This is a genomic window from Tardiphaga sp. 37S4 (genome assembly GCF_021044645.1).
GTDB lineage: Bacteria > Pseudomonadota > Alphaproteobacteria > Rhizobiales > Xanthobacteraceae > Tardiphaga > Tardiphaga robiniae.
The window spans coordinates 6,080,795-6,100,911 of the sequence record NZ_CP088008.1; the positions used below are offsets into that span (position 1 = coordinate 6,080,795).

At 64.1% G+C, this 20,117-nt stretch carries 21 protein-coding genes; 12 read left to right on the forward strand and 9 right to left on the reverse strand.

The window, feature by feature from the left end; genetic code table 11:
* Positions 1–23 precede the first annotated feature (23 nt).
* Both LPB73_RS28905 and LPB73_RS28910 read left to right on the forward strand, forming a co-directional pair.
* On the forward strand, positions 24–875 hold the full coding sequence (locus LPB73_RS28905) for a LysR family transcriptional regulator (protein ID WP_089267621.1): 852 nt from the start codon (positions 24–26) through the stop codon (positions 873–875).
* 72 nt (positions 876–947) lie between these two features.
* A complete protein-coding gene (locus tag LPB73_RS28910) occupies positions 948–1,142 on the forward strand; it encodes a putative motility protein (protein ID WP_093757402.1) in 195 nt (64 codons plus the stop codon).
* Here the strand turns inward: LPB73_RS28910 and LPB73_RS28915 are convergent.
* On the reverse strand, positions 1,139–2,128 hold the full coding sequence (locus tag LPB73_RS28915) for an AraC family transcriptional regulator (protein WP_231079061.1): 990 nt from the start codon (positions 2,126–2,128) through the stop codon (positions 1,139–1,141). The two genes, LPB73_RS28910 and LPB73_RS28915, sit on opposite strands and share 4 nt — an antisense overlap.
* Before the next feature lie 68 nt (positions 2,129–2,196).
* Here LPB73_RS28915 and LPB73_RS28920 point away from each other — a divergent pair, with 68 nt between their 5' ends.
* Positions 2,197–3,411, forward strand: coding sequence for an MFS transporter (locus LPB73_RS28920; protein ID WP_231079062.1), 1,215 nt, complete (start codon positions 2,197–2,199; stop codon positions 3,409–3,411).
* Between the two features lie 40 nt (positions 3,412–3,451).
* On the opposite strand, the gene LPB73_RS28925 is transcribed toward LPB73_RS28920, so the two are convergent.
* From LPB73_RS28925 to tlpA, 3 genes are all read right to left on the reverse strand, one after another.
* Complete coding sequence (locus tag LPB73_RS28925) at positions 3,452–3,829, reverse strand: VOC family protein (protein ID WP_231079063.1); 378 nt, start codon at positions 3,827–3,829, stop codon at positions 3,452–3,454.
* Positions 3,830–3,848: 19 nt separating this feature from the next.
* Positions 3,849–4,208 carry a DUF1428 domain-containing protein gene (locus LPB73_RS28930; protein WP_089267616.1) on the reverse strand — a complete coding sequence of 120 codons (360 nt, stop codon included), beginning with the start codon at positions 4,206–4,208 and terminating at the stop codon, positions 3,849–3,851.
* A 146-nt stretch (positions 4,209–4,354) separates the two neighbouring features.
* Positions 4,355–5,029, reverse strand: a complete 675-nt coding sequence (gene tlpA, locus LPB73_RS28935) for a thiol:disulfide interchange protein TlpA (RefSeq protein WP_231079064.1) — start codon at positions 5,027–5,029, stop codon at positions 4,355–4,357.
* Positions 5,030–5,170: 141 nt separating this feature from the next.
* Here tlpA and argH point away from each other — a divergent pair, with 141 nt between their 5' ends.
* From argH to LPB73_RS28955, 4 genes are all read left to right on the forward strand, one after another.
* Positions 5,171–6,568 (forward strand): argininosuccinate lyase, encoded by a 1,398-nt coding sequence (gene argH, locus LPB73_RS28940; protein ID WP_231081281.1) that lies wholly within the window; start codon positions 5,171–5,173, stop codon positions 6,566–6,568.
* A gap of 92 nt (positions 6,569–6,660) precedes the next feature.
* Positions 6,661–6,945 (forward strand): LPS translocon maturation chaperone LptM, encoded by a 285-nt coding sequence (gene lptM, locus LPB73_RS28945; protein WP_093757398.1) that lies wholly within the window; start codon positions 6,661–6,663, stop codon positions 6,943–6,945.
* Between the two features lie 6 nt (positions 6,946–6,951).
* Positions 6,952–8,217, forward strand: coding sequence for a diaminopimelate decarboxylase (gene lysA / locus LPB73_RS28950; protein ID WP_231079065.1), 1,266 nt, complete (start codon positions 6,952–6,954; stop codon positions 8,215–8,217).
* Positions 8,218–8,541: 324 nt separating this feature from the next.
* Complete coding sequence (locus LPB73_RS28955; protein ID WP_231079066.1) at positions 8,542–11,163, forward strand: TIGR02302 family protein; 2,622 nt, start codon at positions 8,542–8,544, stop codon at positions 11,161–11,163.
* Positions 11,164–11,366: 203 nt separating this feature from the next.
* Here LPB73_RS28955 and LPB73_RS28960 read toward each other — a convergent pair whose 3' ends face one another.
* On the reverse strand, positions 11,367–11,744 hold the full coding sequence (locus tag LPB73_RS28960) for a response regulator (protein WP_231079067.1): 378 nt from the start codon (positions 11,742–11,744) through the stop codon (positions 11,367–11,369).
* Between the two features lie 15 nt (positions 11,745–11,759).
* Positions 11,760–12,623 carry an MJ0042-type zinc finger domain-containing protein gene (locus tag LPB73_RS28965; protein ID WP_231081282.1) on the reverse strand — a complete coding sequence of 288 codons (864 nt, stop codon included), beginning with the start codon at positions 12,621–12,623 and terminating at the stop codon, positions 11,760–11,762.
* 128 nt (positions 12,624–12,751) lie between these two features.
* On the opposite strand from LPB73_RS28965, the gene ftsE reads away from it, so the two are divergent.
* The 4 genes from ftsE (at position 12,752) to LPB73_RS28985 (ending at position 15,981) form a co-directional block, all read left to right on the forward strand.
* Positions 12,752–13,411 (forward strand): cell division ATP-binding protein FtsE, encoded by a 660-nt coding sequence (ftsE, locus tag LPB73_RS28970; RefSeq protein ID WP_068729180.1) that lies wholly within the window; start codon positions 12,752–12,754, stop codon positions 13,409–13,411.
* On the forward strand, positions 13,404–14,375 hold the full coding sequence (locus LPB73_RS28975) for a cell division protein FtsX (RefSeq protein ID WP_068729178.1): 972 nt from the start codon (positions 13,404–13,406) through the stop codon (positions 14,373–14,375). The genes ftsE and LPB73_RS28975 overlap by 8 nt, the downstream gene beginning before the upstream one ends.
* A gap of 80 nt (positions 14,376–14,455) precedes the next feature.
* Positions 14,456–15,181 carry a YdcF family protein gene (locus LPB73_RS28980; protein ID WP_175365984.1) on the forward strand — a complete coding sequence of 242 codons (726 nt, stop codon included), beginning with the start codon at positions 14,456–14,458 and terminating at the stop codon, positions 15,179–15,181.
* Between the two features lie 26 nt (positions 15,182–15,207).
* On the forward strand, positions 15,208–15,981 hold the full coding sequence (locus LPB73_RS28985; protein ID WP_120287238.1) for a lysophospholipid acyltransferase family protein: 774 nt from the start codon (positions 15,208–15,210) through the stop codon (positions 15,979–15,981).
* Positions 15,982–15,988: 7 nt separating this feature from the next.
* Here LPB73_RS28985 and LPB73_RS28990 read toward each other — a convergent pair whose 3' ends face one another.
* Positions 15,989–16,546, reverse strand: coding sequence for a gamma-glutamylcyclotransferase (locus LPB73_RS28990; RefSeq protein WP_231079070.1), 558 nt, complete (start codon positions 16,544–16,546; stop codon positions 15,989–15,991).
* A gap of 127 nt (positions 16,547–16,673) precedes the next feature.
* On the opposite strand from LPB73_RS28990, the gene LPB73_RS28995 reads away from it, so the two are divergent.
* Positions 16,674–17,864 (forward strand): DUF2125 domain-containing protein, encoded by a 1,191-nt coding sequence (locus LPB73_RS28995; RefSeq protein ID WP_120287236.1) that lies wholly within the window; start codon positions 16,674–16,676, stop codon positions 17,862–17,864.
* Positions 17,865–18,047: 183 nt separating this feature from the next.
* Here the strand turns inward: LPB73_RS28995 and LPB73_RS29000 are convergent, their stop codons facing one another.
* Complete coding sequence (locus LPB73_RS29000; protein ID WP_120287235.1) at positions 18,048–18,986, reverse strand: prephenate/arogenate dehydrogenase family protein; 939 nt, start codon at positions 18,984–18,986, stop codon at positions 18,048–18,050.
* 1 nt (position 18,987) lies between these two features.
* Positions 18,988–20,091: a histidinol-phosphate transaminase gene (gene hisC / locus LPB73_RS29005; RefSeq protein ID WP_231079071.1), complete on the reverse strand. Its 1,104-nt coding sequence runs from the start codon at positions 20,089–20,091 to the stop codon at positions 18,988–18,990.
* Positions 20,092–20,117: the final 26 nt, after the last annotated feature.

Consider the following 20,117-nt stretch of genomic DNA (forward strand, 5'->3'; position numbering starts at 1 on the left):
ATGTCATATTGAAATGATTGTCGATGAAAGCGCTCGATATCGAGGCCGTCCAAGCCTTCGTGCTGGTGGCCGATCTCACCAGCTTCACCCGCGCAGCCGAGGCGATGGGAAGCACGCAGTCGGCGATCAGCCTGAAGATCAAGCGGCTGGAAAGCGGGCTAGGCAAGCGCCTGCTGGAGCGAACGCCGCGGCTGGTGCGCCTGTCGGCGGAGGGGGCGGCTTTTCTGGCCTCCGCGCGAAATCTCGTCGCGGCGCATCAGTCGGCCATTGGCTCATTCGCTGCCGAGCGGCGGCGTCTGGTGGTGGGGATCAGCCATCATCTCGTCGGCGCCGATCTTGCCGACGTATTGAAACGCATGAGCGCGACCGATCCGTCCCTGGTGATCGAATTGCGGATCGAGTCATCGCGGGTCCTGCTGTCAGCCTATGACGCTGGCGATCTCGACGCGGCGATCGTGTTGCGGATCGACAGGCGACGTGGTGACGGCGAAGTCTTGATGGAAGAACCATTTGGCTGGATGGGCACACTGGATTTTCGGCACGCGCCCGGTGAGCCGCTGCGACTTGCGGCGCAGTCCGCGCCATGTACGGTCCGTTCAGCGGCGATTGCGGCGCTCGATGGGGCTGGCATTCCGTGGACTGAAGCCTTCGTTGGCGGCGGTGTTGCGACCATCGGCGCAGCGATCTCCGCCGGTCTCGCCGTTGGTGCGCTGGTCCGCCGTGTTGCTCCCGCCGGCAGCATCGATCTCGGTCCGCGCCTCGGTCTGCCGAAATTGCAGGATGCCGAGACGATGCTGCATTCCAGCCTCACCGATGCGCGGGCGCGCGGCGCGCTGCGCACGCTGGGTGCAGCATTTCGGGCGAATGCCGGCTGATTGTTGCACCAGGTCAACATTCGTTAACCCCGCACCGCTATACCGGCGCTACGACGTTACGGAGTGTTTTTGATGGATATGGCCTTGGTTGCCAGCGCGCTTGCCATGAAGGCAGCGGGAACGCAGCAGCAGATTTCGACCTCGATCATGAAGTCGAATGCCGACATGGAAAAGAACACCGTGCTCACGCTGCTCGGCGGCGCACAGCAGGCCTCCCAGGCCAATCTCGGCGCGGGCGTCGGCGGCAACGTCGATATCGCCGCTTAAGGCGCTGTTGAAGCTGGCCGTTCGCGACTGGACGCAGCAGTCAGTGTCGCGCGAAAATGGCTCGGCGGCGCGCCGATGATGCGCTTGAAGGCGCGGCTGAACGCGGCTTCCGATTCATAGCCAAGCCGACGTGCGACGACCGCGATCTTCAGGCGGTCGCGAACGAGCCACTGCTTTGCTTCCTGCATCCGCAATTGCGCGACGTAACGCGCCGGTGTCTGGCCGACGACATTGGCGAAGCGCAATGCAAATGCCGAGCGTGACGCATGCATGACGTTGGCCAGCGCCTCAACGGTCCAATCCCTGGTCGGATCGCGATGGATCGCGGCGAGAACCCGCCCGATACCGGGATCGCGCGCTGCTGCGACCCAACCGGCAGAGCCGCAGCCCTTCTCCACCCAGTTGCGGATCAGTGCAGCGGCGACAACATCGGCCAGCCGCGTCAGCATGCCGCCGGCACCGACGCGATCCAGCGCCAGTTCGGACGTCATGGCCTCGAGCAGATGCGGGATGGCGGGCTCGTCGGTAGCAAGTTCGTGCATCTGCATTAGCTCGGGCATCATCAGCAGTAAGGGATGCTGGCTGTCGAGGTTGAAGGTCATGCCGGCGCCGAACAGCACGGTTTCTTCGCCATTTTTGTTGCCGCCGCTGCAGGTGTCGAGGATGCCGCAGCACACCGGCTCGAACTGGCAATTCTCGACCGGTGCCGGGAAGGCATCGGGTGAACTCGCCAGCGCATGTTCCGCGCCGCGCGGCAGCAAGACCGCATCACCTGGTTCAAGGCGGACCCACGCGTTATCCAGAGTTCGCAGCCAGCAGCCGCGCTCGGCGACGAAGTGGAATTGCGCCTTCGGCCGTGCCGGGAATACCAGCCCCCATGGCTCGGTCATGCGGCAGCGGACGTAATCGACGCCCTCAATCTTCAAGCCCCGGAGCATTTCGGTCAGGGGGTGAGTGGCGACAGGTGTGGACGAATGATCAAGCATTGAGGGTTTTCTAGCATGGAAACTCCAGGAGGTCACCTCCATCTCCGGGGTCCCTGCTGGAGACTGCCATGACTGATTCCGCCACTGCTGCACTTGAGGCCGATGTTTCTCCCGTAACCACTGAGCGGACGGAAGCGGCCTGGGCGGCTGTTGTCTCCTTGATGCTGGGCGCGTTCAGCCAGGTCACGGCTGAATTCCTGCCCGCCAGCCTGCTCACGCCGATCGCCACCGATCTCGGCGTTTCGGTTGGCGCTGCCGGGCAGGTGGTGACGGCGACCTCCCTTGTCGGGATCATCGCCGGACTTGCGACGGCCATTGTGACACGCGCCATGGATCGCCGCGTCGTCCTGTGGTCGCTCACGGTGCTGCTGATCGTGTCCAATCTGCTGTCGGCTACCGCGAGCAATCTTCCAATCCTGTTGCTTGCCCGCGTGCTGCTCGGCATCAGCCTCAGCGGTTTTTGGGCAATGGCAACGGCCACCGCGATGCGGCTTGTTCCGGCGGAGGCGCTGCCGCGCGCGATCTCGCTGATTTTCAGTGGCGTTTCGATCGCCACCGTCAGCGCTGCGCCCATCGGTGCATATCTTGGAGATCTGTGGGGCTGGCGGAACGTGTTCTTGCTGGCGGCCGCTGTCGGCGCCGTCGTGCTCGTCTTTCAGGTGCTGACGCTGCCGCGCTTGCCGCCGCTCACATCACCGGATGTGCGCACGCTGTTCGTGCTGATGCGTCGGCCCAGTGTCCGGCTTGTGATGATCGCAATCGCCGTCAGTATCTCGGGCCACTTCGCCGGATTCACTTACGTCCGGCATTTCCTCGAACAAGTGCCGCAGCTTCCGGTCACTGCGATCTCGCTCGTCCTGCTGGCTTATGGCGTTGGCGGTTTCTTCGGCAATTTCGCGGGCGGGGTGCTTGTCGCCCGTAGTGCGAAACTTGCGATCGTCACGGGATCTGCGGCCATCGCCGTGCTCGCGCTGGTGCTGTTTGTCTTTGGCGCTTCGGGCCTTGTCGCGGGCATCGCGGTTGGTCTCTGGGGTTTTGCGTTCGGTGTGCTGCCGGTTGGCTTCCAGACATGGATGGTGCGGGTCGCATCTGACGAAGCCGAATCTGCGGGCGGCCTGCTCGTCTCAGCATTCCAGGTCGCGATCACGGTCGGCGCTGTCGTTGGCGGCATTCTTGTCGACGGTTTTGGCCCGTTCGGTGCCGTTGGTTATCTCGCAGCGGCGACACTGGCGGGCGCGCTGCTCGTGTTGCTGTCGCGCAGCGGCGGCGAAGTGCCGGCCTGAAGCGCGAAGGGAGGCAGCAGCCTGCTGCCTCCCGCCGCTCTTACGCGAACGGCGTGATCCAGCCGATCCCGGCACCGCCGGGCTGCAGCAGGATTGCGAGCCGGCCGACATCGGGAATGTCGAATACCGGCCGCATCAGCGTCGCGCCGGCCGCGACAGCTTTCTTCACACGCGCATCGACATCGTCGACCGCGAGATACGGCATCCAGCCATCGGGGACATTCTCGTAGCCCGGGCCTTCCGCGTGGAAGATGCCGCCGACCGGCACATTGTCCATCATTGCGATCCAGTAGATGCCGCCGCCCGCCAGCTTCTTGGCCTGATAGGTCCAGCCGATGGTCTCCTGATAGAAGGCTTTCGCGCGCTCGGGATCGCGCGTCACGAATTCATTCCAGTTGAAATGGCCGTGCGGCGTCATGGCGTCCTCCGTTGTGGCGTCAGACTGAAACCAGCGTCTTGAAGCCACCATAGATCATGCGCTTGGCATCGAACGGCATCGCCTTCGGATCCATCATCTTGGCGAGGCGCGGATCCTTCATCACTTTGGCGTTGATGCGGTCGCGATCTTTGCGCGTCTTGTAGATGATATAGGAAAACACAACGGTCTCGTCGGGTTTCAGTTTCACGCTGCGCGGGAACGATGTCCATTTGCCGACGCTGACGTCATCGGCGACACATTCCTGATAGTCGAGTGCGCCGTATTCGCGCCAGATTTTGCCGGCCTTGCGCGCGATGGCGGCATAGGCTTTCAGCTTCTTCTTCGGCACCGGAACGAGGAATCCGTCGATATAGGCCATTGGTCGTTTCTCCCTGTTGTCATGCGTCGGCGCCGGGCGCGCGTGGCCCGGTTGTTTTCAAGACGAACGCAATTGCGTTCATCCGACAGCATTCTGGAGAATTTTGCGATCCGCGCAGGCGGCCGTATGTCGCAGTGCCGTGGTCTTCAGAAACTGGCCGCGGCGGGCTTCACCGCCGCTTTCAGCAGCTTGATGGCATCTTCGCTGTCCCATTCGGCGGGGCCGGCGATGGTCGCGATCTCGCAGCCCTTGCCGTCGATCAGCACCGAGGTCGGCATACCCAGTGCACGGCCGATGCCCTTGAGGTCCTGGAACACCTTGGCTGAGGTGTCGGTGAAATAATCCAGCCGGTTGAGGCCGCCGTCTTTCAGGAAAGCCTTCGGCTTCTCGGCGTCGCGGGTGTCGATATTGATTGCCACGACCTGGAAATCCGGGCCGCCGAGCTTGGTCTCGAGGTTGTTCAGCGCCGGCATTTCCTTGCGGCAGGGCACGCACCAGGTGGCCCACAGGTTCACCAGCACCGTCCGGCCGCGCCAGTCGGACAGCTTCTTCTCCTGGCCGTCGGCATCCCTGAAAGCGAGGTCCGGCAGTTTCAGCGGCGTCCTGGCCATGGTCAGGCCGGCGACTTCGCCGCGCGCCAGCGGCTCGATCTTCTTCGACAGCGCTATGGCCGGTGCACAGGTCGGATCGCCCGGCGCAGCCTGTTGCCGCAGCCGATCCAGATTGGATACCGCGGCAAAGCCGATCACGGCGCCCACGAGCACCGCGCCGAGCACGATCAGGCGGCGTTTGGCCGGACGGGGGGCAGGCTGGTCGGGCATAGGGTTTGTCATTCGGTCTCAGTTAGGGCTATGCAACGGTTGGCGACGGACGATCCGTCGGCTGCGGTTAAAGATGAGTGACAATTCATGGCTTCGCGCAAGGGCAACGGCAAGTCCAGCAATGACGGTAAGGGCTCCAATGTGAGCAACAAGATGTGGGGCGGGCTGTTCGATGAAAGCCCCGACGCCATCATGGAGGAAATCAATGTCTCCATCGACGTCGATCGCCACCTCTATGCCCAGGACATTACCGCGTCCAAGGCCCACGCTGCGATGCTTGCCAAGCAAGGGATTATCACCGCAAAAGATGCGAAAAATATCGCAGGCGGTCTAGACACGATCCTGTCAGAGATCACCAAGGGGTCGTTCACATTCAAGCGTGCGCTCGAAGACATTCACATGAATGTGGAGAGCCGGCTCGGCGAGCTGATCGGCCCGGCCTCCGGCCGCTTGCACACGGCGCGTTCGCGCAACGACCAGGTTGCGACCGATTTCCGTCTGTTCGTGCGCGATACGATCGACGAGATCGACGTGGCCTTTGCGTCGCTGCAGCGGGCACTGGTCGATCGTGCGCTGGAGCATGCCGACACGGTCATGCCCGGCTTCACCCATCTGCAGACCGCGCAGCCGGTGACCTTCGGTCATCATCTGCTGGCCTATGTGGAAATGGTGTCGCGGGATCGCGGCCGCTTCGCCGATGCGCGCAAGCGTCTCAATGAAAGCCCGCTCGGCGCCGCGGCGCTGGCCGGCACGTCGTTCCCGATCGACCGTCACGCGACGGCAAAGGCGCTTGGCTTCGACAAGCCGATGGCCAATTCGCTCGATGCGGTGTCGGATCGCGATTTCGTGCTGGAGACGCTGTCGGCGGCTTCCATCGCGGCCGTGCATCTGTCGCGCTTCGCCGAGGAGATCGTGATCTGGACCTCGCCGCTGGTCGGTCTTGTCAGGCTCTCCGACAAGTTCACCACTGGCTCCTCGATCATGCCGCAGAAGCGCAATCCGGATGCGGCCGAACTGGTCCGCGCCAAGACCGGCCGCGTGATCGGATCGCTCACCGGATTGTTGATTGTCATGAAGGGTCTGCCGCTGGCCTATCAGAAGGACATGCAGGAAGACAAAGCCGGTGCGATGGAAGCCTATTCGGCGCTGTCGCTGGCGATCCGCGCGATTGCCGGCATGGTCCGCGATCTCGTGCCCAATGAGGAGCGCATGAAGCTTGCTGCCGGCGAGGGCTATGCCACCGCCACCGATCTGGCGGACTGGCTGGTACGGACGCTGAAAATGCCATTCCGCGAGGCGCATCACGTCACCGGCCGGATCGTCGGCATCGCCACCAAGAAGGGCGTGGCGTTGCATGAGCTCGAGCTGAATGAGATGCAGGCGGTGGAACCGAAGATCACGGCAGAAGTGATGAAGGTGCTGTCGGTGGAATCCTCGGTGAAGAGCCGGGTCAGCTATGGCGGCACGGCGCCGAAGAATGTGACGTCGCAGGCGAAGGCCTGGCTCAAGCGACTGGAAAAAGAGCGGAAATTGGGCTGATCGGGTTTGGCGTGCGAAAATTCAATGGATTTCGGGGTCTCGCCAGAGCGCGGCAATCTTTGTATGGTGCGCCCGCATTTGGGGATTTAGCTGTGACTCGTCCGACCCGCCCTGCGTCCGCGCGATGGGCCATTCTCGTTCTGACCGCTTCTGCTTTGGCGCTGGCTGGCTGCGGCCGTAAAGGCGGCCTCGATCTGCCGCCACAGGCGTCTGCGCAGCCGATGGGTACCGGCGCTCCAGCGGCGGATCCCGATGCACAGTCGGCTGCCAATAAGGGCAGGGACGTGTTCGCGCCCTCGAACGGTGTCGATGAGGGCCCGCCGGCGGCGACCCGTGGTCGCAAGAAGCCGTTCCTGCTCGATCCGATCCTGGACTAACTCGCCATGCGCCATTTCGACTATCGCAACGGCGTGCTGCACGCCGAAGGCGTTGATATTGCCGAAATGGCGGATGCCGTCGGCACGCCATTCTATTGCTATTCGACCGCCACGCTGGAGCGGCACTACCGCGTCTTTACCGAGGCCTTTGCCGATACCAAGGCGCTGGTCTGCTACGCCATGAAGGCGAATTCCAACCAGTCGGTGCTGCGTACGCTGGCGAAGCTCGGCGCGGGCGCCGATGTTGTCTCGGGCGGCGAATTGAAGCGCGCGCTCGCCGCCGGCATTCCGCCGAAGAAGATCGTGTTTTCCGGCGTCGGCAAGACGGCGGATGAACTGCGGCTGGCGCTCGACGAAGACATTCTCTGCCTCAATATCGAGTCGGAGCCTGAACTCGCATTGCTGTCGGAGATCGCCAGCGAGACCGGCCGTACGGCGCGGATCTCGATCCGCGTGAATCCCGATGTGGATTCCGGCACGCATGCCAAGATCTCCACCGGCAAGTCCGAAAACAAGTTCGGTATCCCCATCAGCAAGGCACGCGAGGTCTATGCCCGCGCTGCGAAGCTACCGGGCATTGAGGTCACCGGCGTCGATATGCATATCGGCAGCCAGATCACCGATCTCGCCCCGATGGAGCAGGCATTTCGCATCCTGGCCGATTTCGTCACCGTGCTGCGCAACGACGGCCACACGATTTCGCATGTCGATTTCGGCGGCGGCCTCGGCATTCCTTATTACGAGGACCGCGCCGCGCCGCCGGAGCCGATGGCCTATGCGGCCATGGTAAAGCGCGTGACGCATAATCTCGGCTGCACGCTGATGTTCGAGCCCGGCCGCATGATCGTCGGCAATGCCGGCATTCTCGTTGCGCGCGTCATCCATGTGAAGCATGGCGACGGCAAGACCTTCGTCATCATCGACGCTGCCATGAACGATCTGATCCGGCCGACTTTGTACGAGGCCTATCACGAGATTTTGCCGGTGGCGGCGCCCGCACCCGGTGCGAAGCTCGTGGCCGTTGATGTGGTCGGCCCGGTCTGTGAAACCGGTGATTATCTGGCGCTGGACCGCAAGCTGCCGGAGCTGAAGTCCGGCGATTTGCTCGCGATCATGACCGCCGGTGCCTATGGCGCCGTGCAGGCGGGAACCTACAACACCCGCGCGCTGGTCCCGGAAGTGCTGGTGAAGGACGATCAGTATGCGGTGGTCCGCCCGCGGATCGAAGTCGAGCAGCTGATCGCCATGGACAAGGCCGCGCCCTGGTTGTGACTCTTGTCCCTCCCCCAAGCGGCGTAGCCGCGCAGCGGGGAGGGTGGATCGACCGCGCAGCGGTCGAGACGGGTGGGGTATATCCTCACGCTCTGCGCCTGCGGAGGCACCCCACCCCGGCCTATCGGCCGACCCTCCCCACCGCGCTTCGCTTGGGGGAGGGATGCCGCTACCATCGGTGTGCACCTGCCTCACGCCTTCGTGACCCCAATCGCCCCGAATCGACTTAGGCTCAGGCTTTGCATGTGTACGGATGGCCCCCCGTGCCATGCCTCATTGCCGCCGCCGTGCTAGTGTGTCGTGCGGTAACATCGGAGATCGTCGTTGAGCGCTGCGCCCCCCGACCGACCACAACCCCCACACGATCCAAATGCCGATCGTCAGGCGGCGGCGCAGCTTCAGCTGGCGCAGGCGCTGCAGCGTGCCCGGGTGGCGATTGCCTGGGAGCGGGGATGGCCACATCTGGCCCGGCTGCTCAGCGTCGTCGGTTTGTTTCTGGTGGCGTCCTGGGCTGGTCTGTGGCTGACGCTTCCCTTCACGGCGCGCGCCATCGGTCTTGCGTTGTTCGTCATTGCCGCGCTGGCGACGCTCGTTCCTCTCCTGAAGTTTCGCTGGCCGTCGCGTGAAGAGGGCTTGTCACGCCTCGATCGCGGCACCGGCATTGCACATCGCCCCGCAACAGCGCTGACCGACACGCTGTCGTCGCAGGACCCGATGGCCCGGGCGCTGTGGCTGGTTCAACGCGAGCGTACGCTGGCCTCGCTCAAGAAAATCCGCGCCGGTCTGCCGTCGCCGCGCCTCGCGATCCATGACCCCTGGGCGCTGCGCGCCATCGTGGTCGTGCTGCTGTTCGCCACCTGGTTTGCCGCCAGCGGCGAGCGCGGTGCGCGGATCATGGCGGCGTTCGACTGGAACGGCGTGCTGGCGCCGGCGAATGTGCGCGTCGATGCCTGGATCACGCCGCCGCCTTACACCGGCAAGCCGCCGATCATCCTCTCTGCCGCCAACAAGGACGCGTCCACGGCCGATGCCGCTGCATTACCGGTGCCGTCGGGCTCGACGCTGATCGTGCGCTCCAGCGGTGGTGCGCTTGATGTCGTTCTCACCGGCGGCGTCGCTGACGTGGCGCCGACGGCGGAAGCCCCGAAGGGCACCAACGAAAAGCATTTCACCATCACGTCTGACGGGACAGCACATGTCCGTGCGCCGTCCGGCCAGCCGCAGTGGAAGTTCACGGCAACGGGTGATCGTCCGCCGACCATCGCGCTCGCCAAGGACCCGGAGCGTCAGGCGCGCGGTTCGCTGCAGATGTCCTACAAGCTCGAGGACGACTACGGCGTTACCGAAGCCCATGCGCAATTCGCGGCGCGTCCCGCCGAGACCAAGGATGGCATCAAGGAAGCCGCCAAGCCGCGGCCGCTGTTCGATGCGCCGTCATTTGCGCTGGTGCTGCCAAATGCGCGCACGCGCAACGGTGTCGGCCAGACCGTGAAGGATCTCAGCGAGGATCCCTATGCCGGCGCCGATGTCACGCTGACGCTGACCGCGAAGGATGAGTCGGGCAACGAGGGCAAGAGCGAGCCGTTCAACATGCGCCTGCCCGAGCGGCTGTTCACCAAGCCGCTGCCCCGCGCGCTGATCGAACAGCGCCGTATCCTGGCACTCGACGCCAATCAGCGCGGCCAGGTCTCCTTCGCGCTGCAGGCCCTGATGATCGCGCCGGAAGCTTTCACGCCGGAAGCCGGTCAGTATCTCGGGCTGCGCAGTGTTGCCACCCAGATCGAACGCGCCCGCACCGACGCGGCCCTGAAAGAAGTCGTTGCCAGCATGTGGGCGCTCGCCGTCACCATCGAGGACGGCGACATCACCGATGTCGACAAAGCGCTGAAGGCGGCGCAGGACGCGCTGAAGCAGGCGCTGGAGCGCGGCGCCAGTGACGAGGAGATCAAGAAGCTCACCGAGAACCTGCGTGCGGCGCTGGATAACTTTCTGAAGCAGCTCGCCGAGCAGATGAAGCAGAACCCGCAGCAGCTGGCGCGTCCGCTCGACAAGAACACCAAGGTGATGCGGCAGCAGGACCTCAACAACATGATCGAGCGCATGGAGCGGCTGTCGCGCTCTGGCGACAAGGATGCCGCCAAGCAACTGCTCGAACAGATGCAGCAGATGCTGGAAAACCTGCAGATGGCGCAGCCCGGCCAGTCCGGTGACAGCGAGATGGATCAGGCGATGAACGAGCTTGGGGACATGATCCGCAAGCAGCAGCAGCTTCGCGACAAGACCTTCAAGCAGGGCCAGGACCAGCGCAACGAGCGCCGCCGCGGCAAGCAGGGCGAGCAGGGTATGGGCGATCTGCAGCAGGATCAGCAGAACCTGCGCGATCGCCTCAAGCAGCTGCAGGATCAACTCGCCAAGCAGGGCATGGGTCAGGGTCAGAAGGGCCAAAAAGGACAGCAGGGGCAAAAAGGCCAGCAGGGCCAGCAAGGGCAGGGCCAAGGTCAAGGCGGCGACGATCAGGCGGACGCCGATGGTGACGGCGACGGTGATGGTCTCGGTGATGCCGACAGCGCCATGGGTGATGCCGGCGGCCAGCTCGGCGAGGGCAATGCCGATGGCGCTGTGGGTTCGCAGGGCAAGGCACTCGATGCGCTCCGCAAGGGCGCCCAGAAGCTCGCGCAGGCCATGCAGCAGGGCGAGGGGGAAGGCCAGAACGAAGGCCCCGGCAACAATCCCGGCCGCCAGCAGAGCGGTGGCCGGCAAAGTGATCCGCTCGGGCGTCCGCTGCGTGGCCGCGAACTTGGCGACGACCTCACGGTGAAGATTCCCGGCGAGATCGACGTGCAGCGCGTGCGGAGAATCCTGGAAGAGCTGCGTCGTCGCCTCGGGGATACGACCCGGCCGCAGCTTGAGCTCGATTACATTGAGCGGCTGCTGAAGGATTATTGAGGGCGGAGTTAGGAAGCGCCGGTGCCAGTGGTTTCCCTCCCCCAAGCGAAGCGCAGCGGGGAGGGTCGGCCGATAGGCCGGGGTGGGGTGCTTCGGCAAGTGAGAGCGGCGTTTGTGGCACGACCCCACCCGTCTGGCCTTCGGCCAGCCACCCTCCCCGCTGCGCGGCTTCGCCGCTTGGGGGAGGGATAAGAAAGAGCCCTCTATCCCTTGTTCTTCACTGCCAGTGCGTCCGCCACCGCAGTGCGGATATCCGCCACGGAAAACGGCTTCGTCACCACATCGTGCACGATCGCATTCAGGCCCGTCGCGCGTTCGCGCTGGTCGGCGTAACCGGTCATCAGCAGGATTGTCAGTTCGGGAAAATCGCGCGCGACGGCCAGCGCCAGCGCGATGCCGTCCATGACAGGCATCTTGATGTCAGTCAGCAGCAGGTCGAATGCGCCGCCCCGCTCGGTAAGGATCTCCAGCGCCTCGGCGCCGTCTTCGGCAGTGACGATCTCGTGGCCATCCATGGCGATGGCGCGGCCGACCAGCAGCCGCATCGATTCTTCGTCATCAGCAATCAGGATACGCGCCACGACAACTCCTTGGACTTACGCGCCGGCGACGTCGCGCTTGGTGAAGAAGCGCACATCGATACTGCGGCCCTCGGCCGGCGGCGAGGCCAGCCGCGATCGAAACCACGTCTTGTCGCCGGGATTGAGGCCGGGCTGCTCGAGCACGGCGTTCCAGCCATATATTTCAGTCCCCTTCTCGTCGCGGACCACGAAACGCAGGCGCGGCAATGCGGTGGGGATGCGGGTCTCTGACACGATCAGGCCTTCGATGAGCAAGACCGACTTGCCATCGACGGTCTCGGTGGTGACCTTGACGTCCTTGAAGGCAAGCCCCCGTATATTCACGTCGAGGCCGACCGCCTGGTAGAAAGTCGCGGTCTGCGGCATCAGCTTGACCAGGTCGACGCGCCAGATCACCAGTGCGAGCAACAGCGACGCCATGGCCGCGGTGGCGATCGGCAGGCTGTGACGTGGCATGACGAACAACCGCGGCAGCGACGGCACGAAACGGCCCAGCACGGCAAGGCGCGACGGCGGGGTGGCCCGCATCGCGGCCACCGCGTCGTGCTGCGCCAGCGTGGCCCAGTCGGCTGTTTCGGTGCGATCATTGGCATCGACCGGCCAGTCGGCCGAAATCGACGGGCTGTCCACCACCGGAACGTTCGGCGCCGAGGCGTCGTCGTTCTCGGTCACGCCCCAGGCGCTCATATCTTCGTTCGGATCGGGCTCGCTGGCCTTCGCCGCCATGGCGGGAACACGGGCTTCGGCGCGGGAGAGGTCCTCCGGCCGCGCCAGCCAGACTTCCTTGCAGCGGGCGCAGCGCACCGTTCGTCCGGCATCGCCGAACGTGGCCGGGTTCACGGCGTAGGACGTCGTGCAATTGGGGCAAACGATATGCATGGAGCCGATAGCCGATGACATGGCCGGCAGGCTACAAGACGACCGTTAACGAATCGGAAACCATAACGGCCGCACAAGCAATTGACCGTCTTTTTGAGGCTTTTTGAACCCATCGAACGGAGCTGAATGTGGTCCGGTTCGAAAATGTTGGTTTGCGCTACGGGCTTGGCCCGGAGATTCTGCGCGACCTCAATTTCCAGATCCCTGCGCATTCGTTCCAGTTCCTGACCGGTCCCTCTGGCGCCGGCAAGACCTCGCTGCTGCGTCTCCTGTTCCTGTCGCTGCGGCCGACCCGCGGGTTGGTCAATCTGTTCGGCCAGGATATCTCGCTGCTCGGCAAGGACGAGATCGCCGACTTGCGCAAGCGCATCGGTATCGTGCTGCAGGATTTCCGTCTGCTCGACCATATGACGACCTATGAGAATGTCGCGCTGCCGTTCCGGGTGATGGGGCGTGAGGAGTCCAGCTATCGGCGCGAAGTCATCGATCTCTTGAAATGGGTCGGGCTCGGCGATCGCATGGATGCGCTGCCGCCGATCCTGTCGGGCGGCGAGAAGCAGCGCGCTGCGATTGCGCGCGCGGTGATCGCGCGGCCCATGCTGCTGCTGGCGGATGAGCCGACGGGCAACGTCGATCCGACGCTGGGCCGGCGTCTGCTGCGGCTGTTCATCGAACTCAACAAGTCGGGCACCGCGGTGATTATCGCGACCCACGATATTACATTGATGGATCAATACGACGCGCGGCGCATGGTGCTGCATCAAGGCCGGCTGCATATCTATGAGTAGAATCGGCGAAGAACACGGCCCGCTGATGGACCTCGGCACCGATCGTCCGCAGGTCCCGGCGAAGGCGCGCAACGCATCCCCGATCGTGCCGCGCGGCTCGATCGCCGGCCGCGCGCTGGTCGCCGTCGTCGCCATCATGACCTTCCTCGCCTCCATCACCACAGGCGCAGTGCTACTGATCAGCGCCTCGGCGTCGGAGTGGCAATCGGAAGTCGCCAGCGAAATCACCATCCAGGTGAAGCCGCAGGGCGGCCGCGATCTCGACCGCGATACGCAGGCGGTGACCGACGCCATTCGCGGCCAGCCGGGGATTGTCGAGGTGCAGCCCTATAGCCGGGAGCAATCGGCGCAGTTGCTGGAGCCGTGGCTCGGCACGGGACTGTCGCTCGACGAGCTGCCGGTGCCGCGCGTTATCATTGCACGTGTCGCGCCGGGGACGGCGCTGGACATTATCGGCTTGCGCAAACGGGTGACGCAGGCCGTGCCCTCGGCCAGCGTTGACGATCATCGCGCCTGGGTGGAGCGGATGCGCTCGATGACATCGGCAACGGTGCTGGCCGGGCTCGGCATCCTTGCGCTCGTTATTATCGCCACCATTATCTCTGTATCCTTTGCGACGCGCGGCGCGATGGCGGCGAACCGGCCGATCGTCGAGGTGCTGCATTTCGTCGGCGCGGGCGACCGCTACATCGCCAATCGCTTCTTCCGCCACTTCCTGCGGCTTGGCCTGCAGGGCGGTATCATTGGCGGCGGTGCCGCGATGCTGATGTTCGGGTTTTCGGAGTCGATCGCGAGCTGGTTTTCCGGCACGCCGGTGGGCGATCAGTTCGCCGCGTTGCTGGGGACGTTCTCGCTGCGGTCGTCAGGCTATCTCGCGGTGGCAGGGCAGGCGCTGTTGATAGCAGGAATTACCGCCTGGGCGTCGCGCCGCACATTGTTCTCGACGCTGAACGACATCGAGTAACGTCTCAGGCACAGGCGATGGCATCGCCAAGGCGCCGAAAAATACCTAAGATTGCTGCCAAAGGACCAAACGCCAGACCGATGATCTTGCTCGACGACCAGAACACCACGGAGATGCCCGTTGCCGCGCCACCGCGGCGGCGCGTCATCCGTGCGGCACTTGTGGTCGCATTTGCACTGTCCTTCATGGTCGGCGCCATCGGCTTTGTCGCGTTCCTCGCGCAACTGCGCAGCGGCGAGCTGAAGCCGTCGGCGAATGCCGACGGCATCGTGGTCCTGACCGGCGGATCGTCGCGCGTCGCGGATGCGCTCGAACTGCTCGCCAACGGTTTCGGCAAACGGTTGCTGATCTCCGGCGTGCATCCGACCAATGGCGCCGCCAATATCTCGCGCACGCTGCCGGACAGCCAGCGGCTGCTGGATTGCTGCGTCGATCTCGATCGCTCCGCCGTCAACACCCGCAGCAACGCGGTGGAGACCAAACGCTGGGTCCATGAGCGCGGCTTCAAGTCGCTGATCGTGGTGACCTCGAATTATCACATGCCGCGCGCGATCGTCGAAATGTCACATGAGATGCCGGATATCGAGCTGATCCCGTTCTCGGTGATTGGCGACAAATGGCGTGACGAGCCGTGGTGGACCAGTGGCCCGACGCTGCGGTTGCTGCTATCGGAATATGTCAAATATCTCGCGGCCGAAGCGCGGGTGCGGCTGGCGAATATCGGCATTGATCTGATGCCGGATTCCGGCAGCGACCAGCAGAGCGACGCGCCGCAGCGCCGGCCGGCCACGGCGTCTGCGAATTGAACTGCAATTGAGCTGATCGGAACACCATGACTTCGATATTCGTGCGTTCGTTGATCTACAACGTGCTGTTCTATGTGCTGCTGGTGTTCTGGATCCTGGTGGCGATTCCAACCTTCGTGATGCCGCCTCGCGCCTTCATGGCGATCGCGAAGGCGTGGGCGACCAGCAGCATCTGGCTGATGCGTATCGTCTGCAACACCAGGGTCGATTATCGCGGACTCGAGAAAATTCCGGCGGGGCCGCTGGTGGTCGCCTCGAAACATCAATCGATGTGGGAGACCTTCGCGCTGATGCCGTTCTTCGATCGGCCGCTGTTCATCTACAAGCGCGAGCTCGGGCAGATTCCGTTCTTTGGCTGGTACCTGAAGAAGTCGAAGATGATCGGCGTCGATCGCGATGGCGGTGCGCGTTCGCTCATCGATATGGCCAAGCGCGCCACCGAGGAAATCCAGCTCGGCCGTCAGCTCATTATCTTTCCCGAAGGCACGCGTCGTCCCGTCGAGGCACCGCCGGATTACAAACCCGGTGTCGCGCAGATCTACGCCAAATCCGGCGCGCCGTGTCTGCCGGTGGCGCTGAATTCCGGCCTGTTCTGGCCGCGCCGCACCTTCCTGCGCTATCCCGGCACGCTGGTGGTGGAGTTTCTCGATCCGTTGCCGGCCGGCCTGCCCCGCAAGGAATTCATCGCGGCGATCAGCACGTCGATCGAGGCCGCCACAGATCGGATCGTTGCAGAGGCGCGCGCGGAGCAGGCGACGATCTTCGGGCGCGTGCCGAATGTCGCGGTGAAAGAGAGCTAGCGCTTGGTCACTCGTGCAGCATGGCTGCGAGCTGATGGAGCTGCGCGTCGCGAAAACCTTCAGTCTCGATGGCCTTCACGGTCGACAGCACGTAATCGCGGTTAAGTCCGGAACGCCCGTGGCCCTGCCGCACGAAGTGCAATTGTTCGCTGAGGCTCAATCGTCCGGCATATTGCACATGGCCGCGATCGACCACATAGGCCAGCGCGCTGACGCGGGTGCGTCCCACGTCATCCAGCCAGACCGAGCGCATCACCTCGCGATAGACATGGGTGGTCTGCTCACGCTCCCTGAGATAGGCGATGGTGTCATGGCGCAGCTTCGCCGCCACCCGAAAGGCAATGCCGCGGCAGGCGCCGCCGCGGTCCAGGCCGAGCACGAGGCCAGGCTTTTCCGGCGTGCCGCGGTGGTCGAAGGAATAGACGCAGAGCGCCCGATGTTCGCCGATCAGCCGGGCCGGGACCTGTTCGATGAACTCGAAGCCCGGCCGCCACATCAGCGAGCCATAGCCGAACACCCAGAGATCGCTGTCGGAATCGGGCTCGGCGGTGATTTTCGCGGTCATGGTGCCGACCTAGCAGAAACCTTGGGCCCGGGCGATCTTGATTTCCTGCAATGTGGCCCTGCGACGACAGGATAACCCCATGAAAGGGATCGCCGATTTGACAAAATCATGCGATCTACGTCCCGCCATGTCCGAATATGCACAGCCCACCCAGCGCCGCCTCTGGCCGATTTTCATCCTGCCCGTCATCATCGTCGTCCTTGCGGCGGCGTGGAGCGGCTTCTGGTTCTATGCCGCGTCCAAGGTCGACGAAAACGTCGATATCTGGCGCGCCCGAGAGGCCGCGGCTGGCCGCGTCTATGATTGCGCCAACCGTTCGGTCTCCGGCTTCCCGTTCCGGCTTGAAGTCCGCTGCAGCGGTGTCAGCGTTTCGCTGACCTCGCAAACGGCCACCCAGAATGCGACGCAGGTGCCGATCACCGCGAAGCTCGGTGAGATCGTCGTGGTTGCGCAGATCTACACGCCGCGGCTCCTGGTCGCCGAATTCACCGCGCCGGCAGTCCTGTCCGATCGCGGTCAGCCGGCGATGGTGATGAATTGGGGCTCCGCGCGCAGCAGCATCACCGGTCTCCCCGGCACGCCTGACAGCGCCGACATCGTGTTCGACGACGTCTCGCTCGACCGCTTCGCCGGCTCGGTGCAGGCGCCGACCGCACGTGCCAAACAGGTCGAATTGCATGGCCGCACGGCAGCGAATTCGACGCCGGACAAGCCGGTGATCGAGACGGCCCTGCAGATCAGGAGCGGCAGCATTGCCGATGTTCATCCGATCCTCGCCGCACCCTTCGACGCCGATATCCGCGCATTGCTAAGCGGCCTCAAGGATGTCTCGCCCAAGCCCTGGCCGCAGCGTTTCCGCGAGCTTCAGGCTGCAGGTGGACGCGTCGAGATCGTGCAGTCGCGCGTCCAGCAGGGCGAGATCATCTCGCTGGCGACGGGCTCGCTCGGTCTGACCGCCGCGGGCAATCTCGACGGCGAATTGCAGATGACCGTGGCGGGGCTGGACAAGGCTATCGCCGCCCTCGGGATCGACAAGTTGCTGGAGATGGGCGTGCCTCAGGAGGCGCTGGATCGCATTGCGCCCGGCGTGAAGTCACAAGACGTCAACAACATCCTCGGTGCGCTGGATCGCGCGATCCCCGGTCTCGGCAATGTCGTGCGCAAGAATGCCGGCAGCGGCCTTGCCGCCGGCGTCAATTCGATCGGGACTGCGGCTGTCTTGGAAGGCAAAGCGGCGCGGTCGTTCCCGCTGAAATTTGTCGATGGCGCGGTGTTCCTCGGGCCGCTGCGCGTGGCGCAGATCCCGCCGTTGTTTTAAGGGCCAGTTTCTCGCTTCCCCTCTCCCCCAGCGCAGCGTAGCTGCGCGCCGCGGGAGAGGGTGGATCGAACCGCAAAGCGGTTCGAGACGGGAGAGGGGCAGCAGAGCTCCATCTCACCCCTCTTCCGGCACGGACTTCGTCCGCGCCACCTTCTCCCGCAAGGGGAGAAGGGAAGAAGAGCCTCAATCCTTCTTCGTCAGCGCCTGATGCTTGCGCCCGAAGTCCGGTGCCGCTTCATCCTGACCGATACTCACGATGCCGCGGCGGATCGCGCGGGTGCGGGTGAAGTGCTCGAACAGCGCATCGCCATCGTCGCGGCGGATCGCACGGGTCAGTTTCGACAGGTCTTCCTGGAAGGTGCCGAGCATTTCCAGCACCGCGTCCTTGTTGGCGAGAAACACGTCGCGCCACATGGTCGGGTCTGATGCTGCGATACGGGTGAAATCGCGGAAACCGCCCGCGGAGAACTTCAGCACTTCCGACCTCGTGACGTCTTCGAGCTCGTCGGCCGTGCCTACGATTGTATAAGCGATCAGATGCGGCAGATGGCTGGTGACCGCGAGCACCAGATCGTGATGCGCGGCCTGCATGATCTCGACATTGGCGCCCAATGCAGCCCAGAAGCCGGTGAGCTTCTCGACGGCCGCGGGATCCGCGCCCTCGGGCGGCGTCAGAATGCACCAGCGATTGCTGAACAATTCGGCGAAGCCGGAATCCGGACCGGAGTTTTCCGTGCCGGCGACCGGATGCGCGGGAATGAAGTGGATATTGTCCGGCAGATATTCCGACATCGCGTGCAGCACGGAGGCCTTCACCGAACCGACGTCGGAGACGATCGCGCCGGGTGCGAGATGCGCCGCGATGCTTTTCGCCACGTCGCCCGCCACGCCGACGGGCACGCAGGCGATGACCAGATCGGCATCCTTGACGGCGCTGGCATTGTCGTCGGCGATGCGGTCGGCGAGCTTGATTTCCACGGCGCGTGCACGCACGGCCGCCGAATTGTCGGTGGCAACGAGTTCACCGGCAAGGCCGAGCTGCTGGATGCCGCGCGCCAGCGACGAGCCGATCAGGCCAAGCCCGATCAGCGCGATACGTTTGAAGGGCGGCGTGGCGCTCACGTCATTGCCCCGAATTCGATGCCATGAATTCACGCAGCGTCTCGATCACCAGCCTGTTGGCTTCCTCGGTGCCGATGGTCATGCGCAGCGAGTTCGGCAGGCCGTAATTGGTCACGGTGCGGAGCACCAGCCCGCGCCTGGTCAGGAACGCATCGGCGTCCGCTGCGGTCTTGCCGGTCGCCGGAAAATGCATCAGCAGGAAATTGGCTACGCTTGGCGTCACCTCGATGCCGAGCTTGGTGATTTCCTCGGTCAGGATGCCGATCCACTTGGCGGTGTATGTGCGCGACATCTCGACATGGCCGGTGTCCTCGATCGCCCCCACCGCGGCCATCATCGCCGGCGCCGAGACGTTGAACGGCCCACGAATCCGGTTCATCGCATCGACGATGTGCGCAGGGCCGAACATCCAGCCGATCCGCAAGGCGGCCAGGCCGTGCACCTTCGAGAAGGTGTAGGTGGCGACGGTATTCTCGGTGGTCTTCGCCAGCTCCAGGCCGTTGTCGTAGTCGCCCTTGGTCACGTAGTCCCAATATGCGGCGTCGAGCACCAGCAGCACGTGCTCCGGCAGGCCGGCGCGCAGGCGCTTGATCTCGGAGGACGGCAGATAGGTGCCAGTCGGGTTGTTGGGGTTCGCCAGCCACACTAGCTTGGTGCGCGGCGTGACGCAGTTCAGGATCGCATCGACGTTGCAGGTGAAGTTGGTTTCCGGAGCGACCACATTGGTGGCGCCGTTCGCCTGGGTAGCGATCGGGTAGACCAGGAAGCCGTGCGCGGTCGAAATCGCCTCGTCGCCGGGGCCGAGATAGACATGCGCAATCAGGTTGAGAATTTCGTCGGAGCCGGCACCGCAGATGATCTGCGCGGGATCGAGGCCGAAGCGGTGGCCGAGCGCCTCGCGCAGCACCTTCGACGTGCCTTCCGGATAATCCTCGAGATGCGCGACAGCGGTGGCGAAGGCGTCCTTGGCGCGCGCCGACGGACCGAACGGGGTCTCGTTGGCCGACAGCTTGTAGGTCTTGCGGCCGGGCTCCACCACCGGGCTCTTGCCAGGGGTGTAGGGCGCGATATCGAGAATGCCGGGCTTCGGCACAGGACGGGACATCTTCAACTCCAGAACGTCAGATTGGC

Excerpts from the sequence above, each read along its gene's own strand:
- LPB73_RS28905 (WP_089267621.1), top strand. The coding sequence starts at position 24 with ATGAAAGCGCTCGATATCGAGGCCGTCCAAGCCTTCGTGCTGGTGGCC.
- LPB73_RS28910 (WP_093757402.1), top strand. The coding sequence starts at position 948 with ATGGATATGGCCTTGGTTGCCAGCGCGCTTGCCATGAAGGCAGCGGGA.
- LPB73_RS28915 (WP_231079061.1), bottom strand. The coding sequence starts at position 2,128 with ATGCTTGATCATTCGTCCACACCTGTCGCCACTCACCCCCTGACCGAA.
- LPB73_RS28920 (WP_231079062.1), top strand. The coding sequence starts at position 2,197 with ATGACTGATTCCGCCACTGCTGCACTTGAGGCCGATGTTTCTCCCGTA.
- LPB73_RS28925 (WP_231079063.1), bottom strand. The coding sequence starts at position 3,829 with ATGACGCCGCACGGCCATTTCAACTGGAATGAATTCGTGACGCGCGAT.
- LPB73_RS28930 (WP_089267616.1), bottom strand. The coding sequence starts at position 4,208 with ATGGCCTATATCGACGGATTCCTCGTTCCGGTGCCGAAGAAGAAGCTG.
- tlpA (WP_231079064.1), bottom strand. The coding sequence starts at position 5,029 with ATGCCCGACCAGCCTGCCCCCCGTCCGGCCAAACGCCGCCTGATCGTG.
- lysA (WP_231079065.1), top strand. The coding sequence starts at position 6,952 with ATGCGCCATTTCGACTATCGCAACGGCGTGCTGCACGCCGAAGGCGTT.
- LPB73_RS28965 (WP_231081282.1), bottom strand. The coding sequence starts at position 12,623 with ATGCATATCGTTTGCCCCAATTGCACGACGTCCTACGCCGTGAACCCG.
- LPB73_RS28975 (WP_068729178.1), top strand. The coding sequence starts at position 13,404 with ATGAGTAGAATCGGCGAAGAACACGGCCCGCTGATGGACCTCGGCACC.
- LPB73_RS28980 (WP_175365984.1), top strand. The coding sequence starts at position 14,456 with ATGATCTTGCTCGACGACCAGAACACCACGGAGATGCCCGTTGCCGCG.
- LPB73_RS28985 (WP_120287238.1), top strand. The coding sequence starts at position 15,208 with ATGACTTCGATATTCGTGCGTTCGTTGATCTACAACGTGCTGTTCTAT.
- LPB73_RS28990 (WP_231079070.1), bottom strand. The coding sequence starts at position 16,546 with ATGACCGCGAAAATCACCGCCGAGCCCGATTCCGACAGCGATCTCTGG.
- LPB73_RS28995 (WP_120287236.1), top strand. The coding sequence starts at position 16,674 with ATGTCCGAATATGCACAGCCCACCCAGCGCCGCCTCTGGCCGATTTTC.
- hisC (WP_231079071.1), bottom strand. The coding sequence starts at position 20,091 with ATGTCCCGTCCTGTGCCGAAGCCCGGCATTCTCGATATCGCGCCCTAC.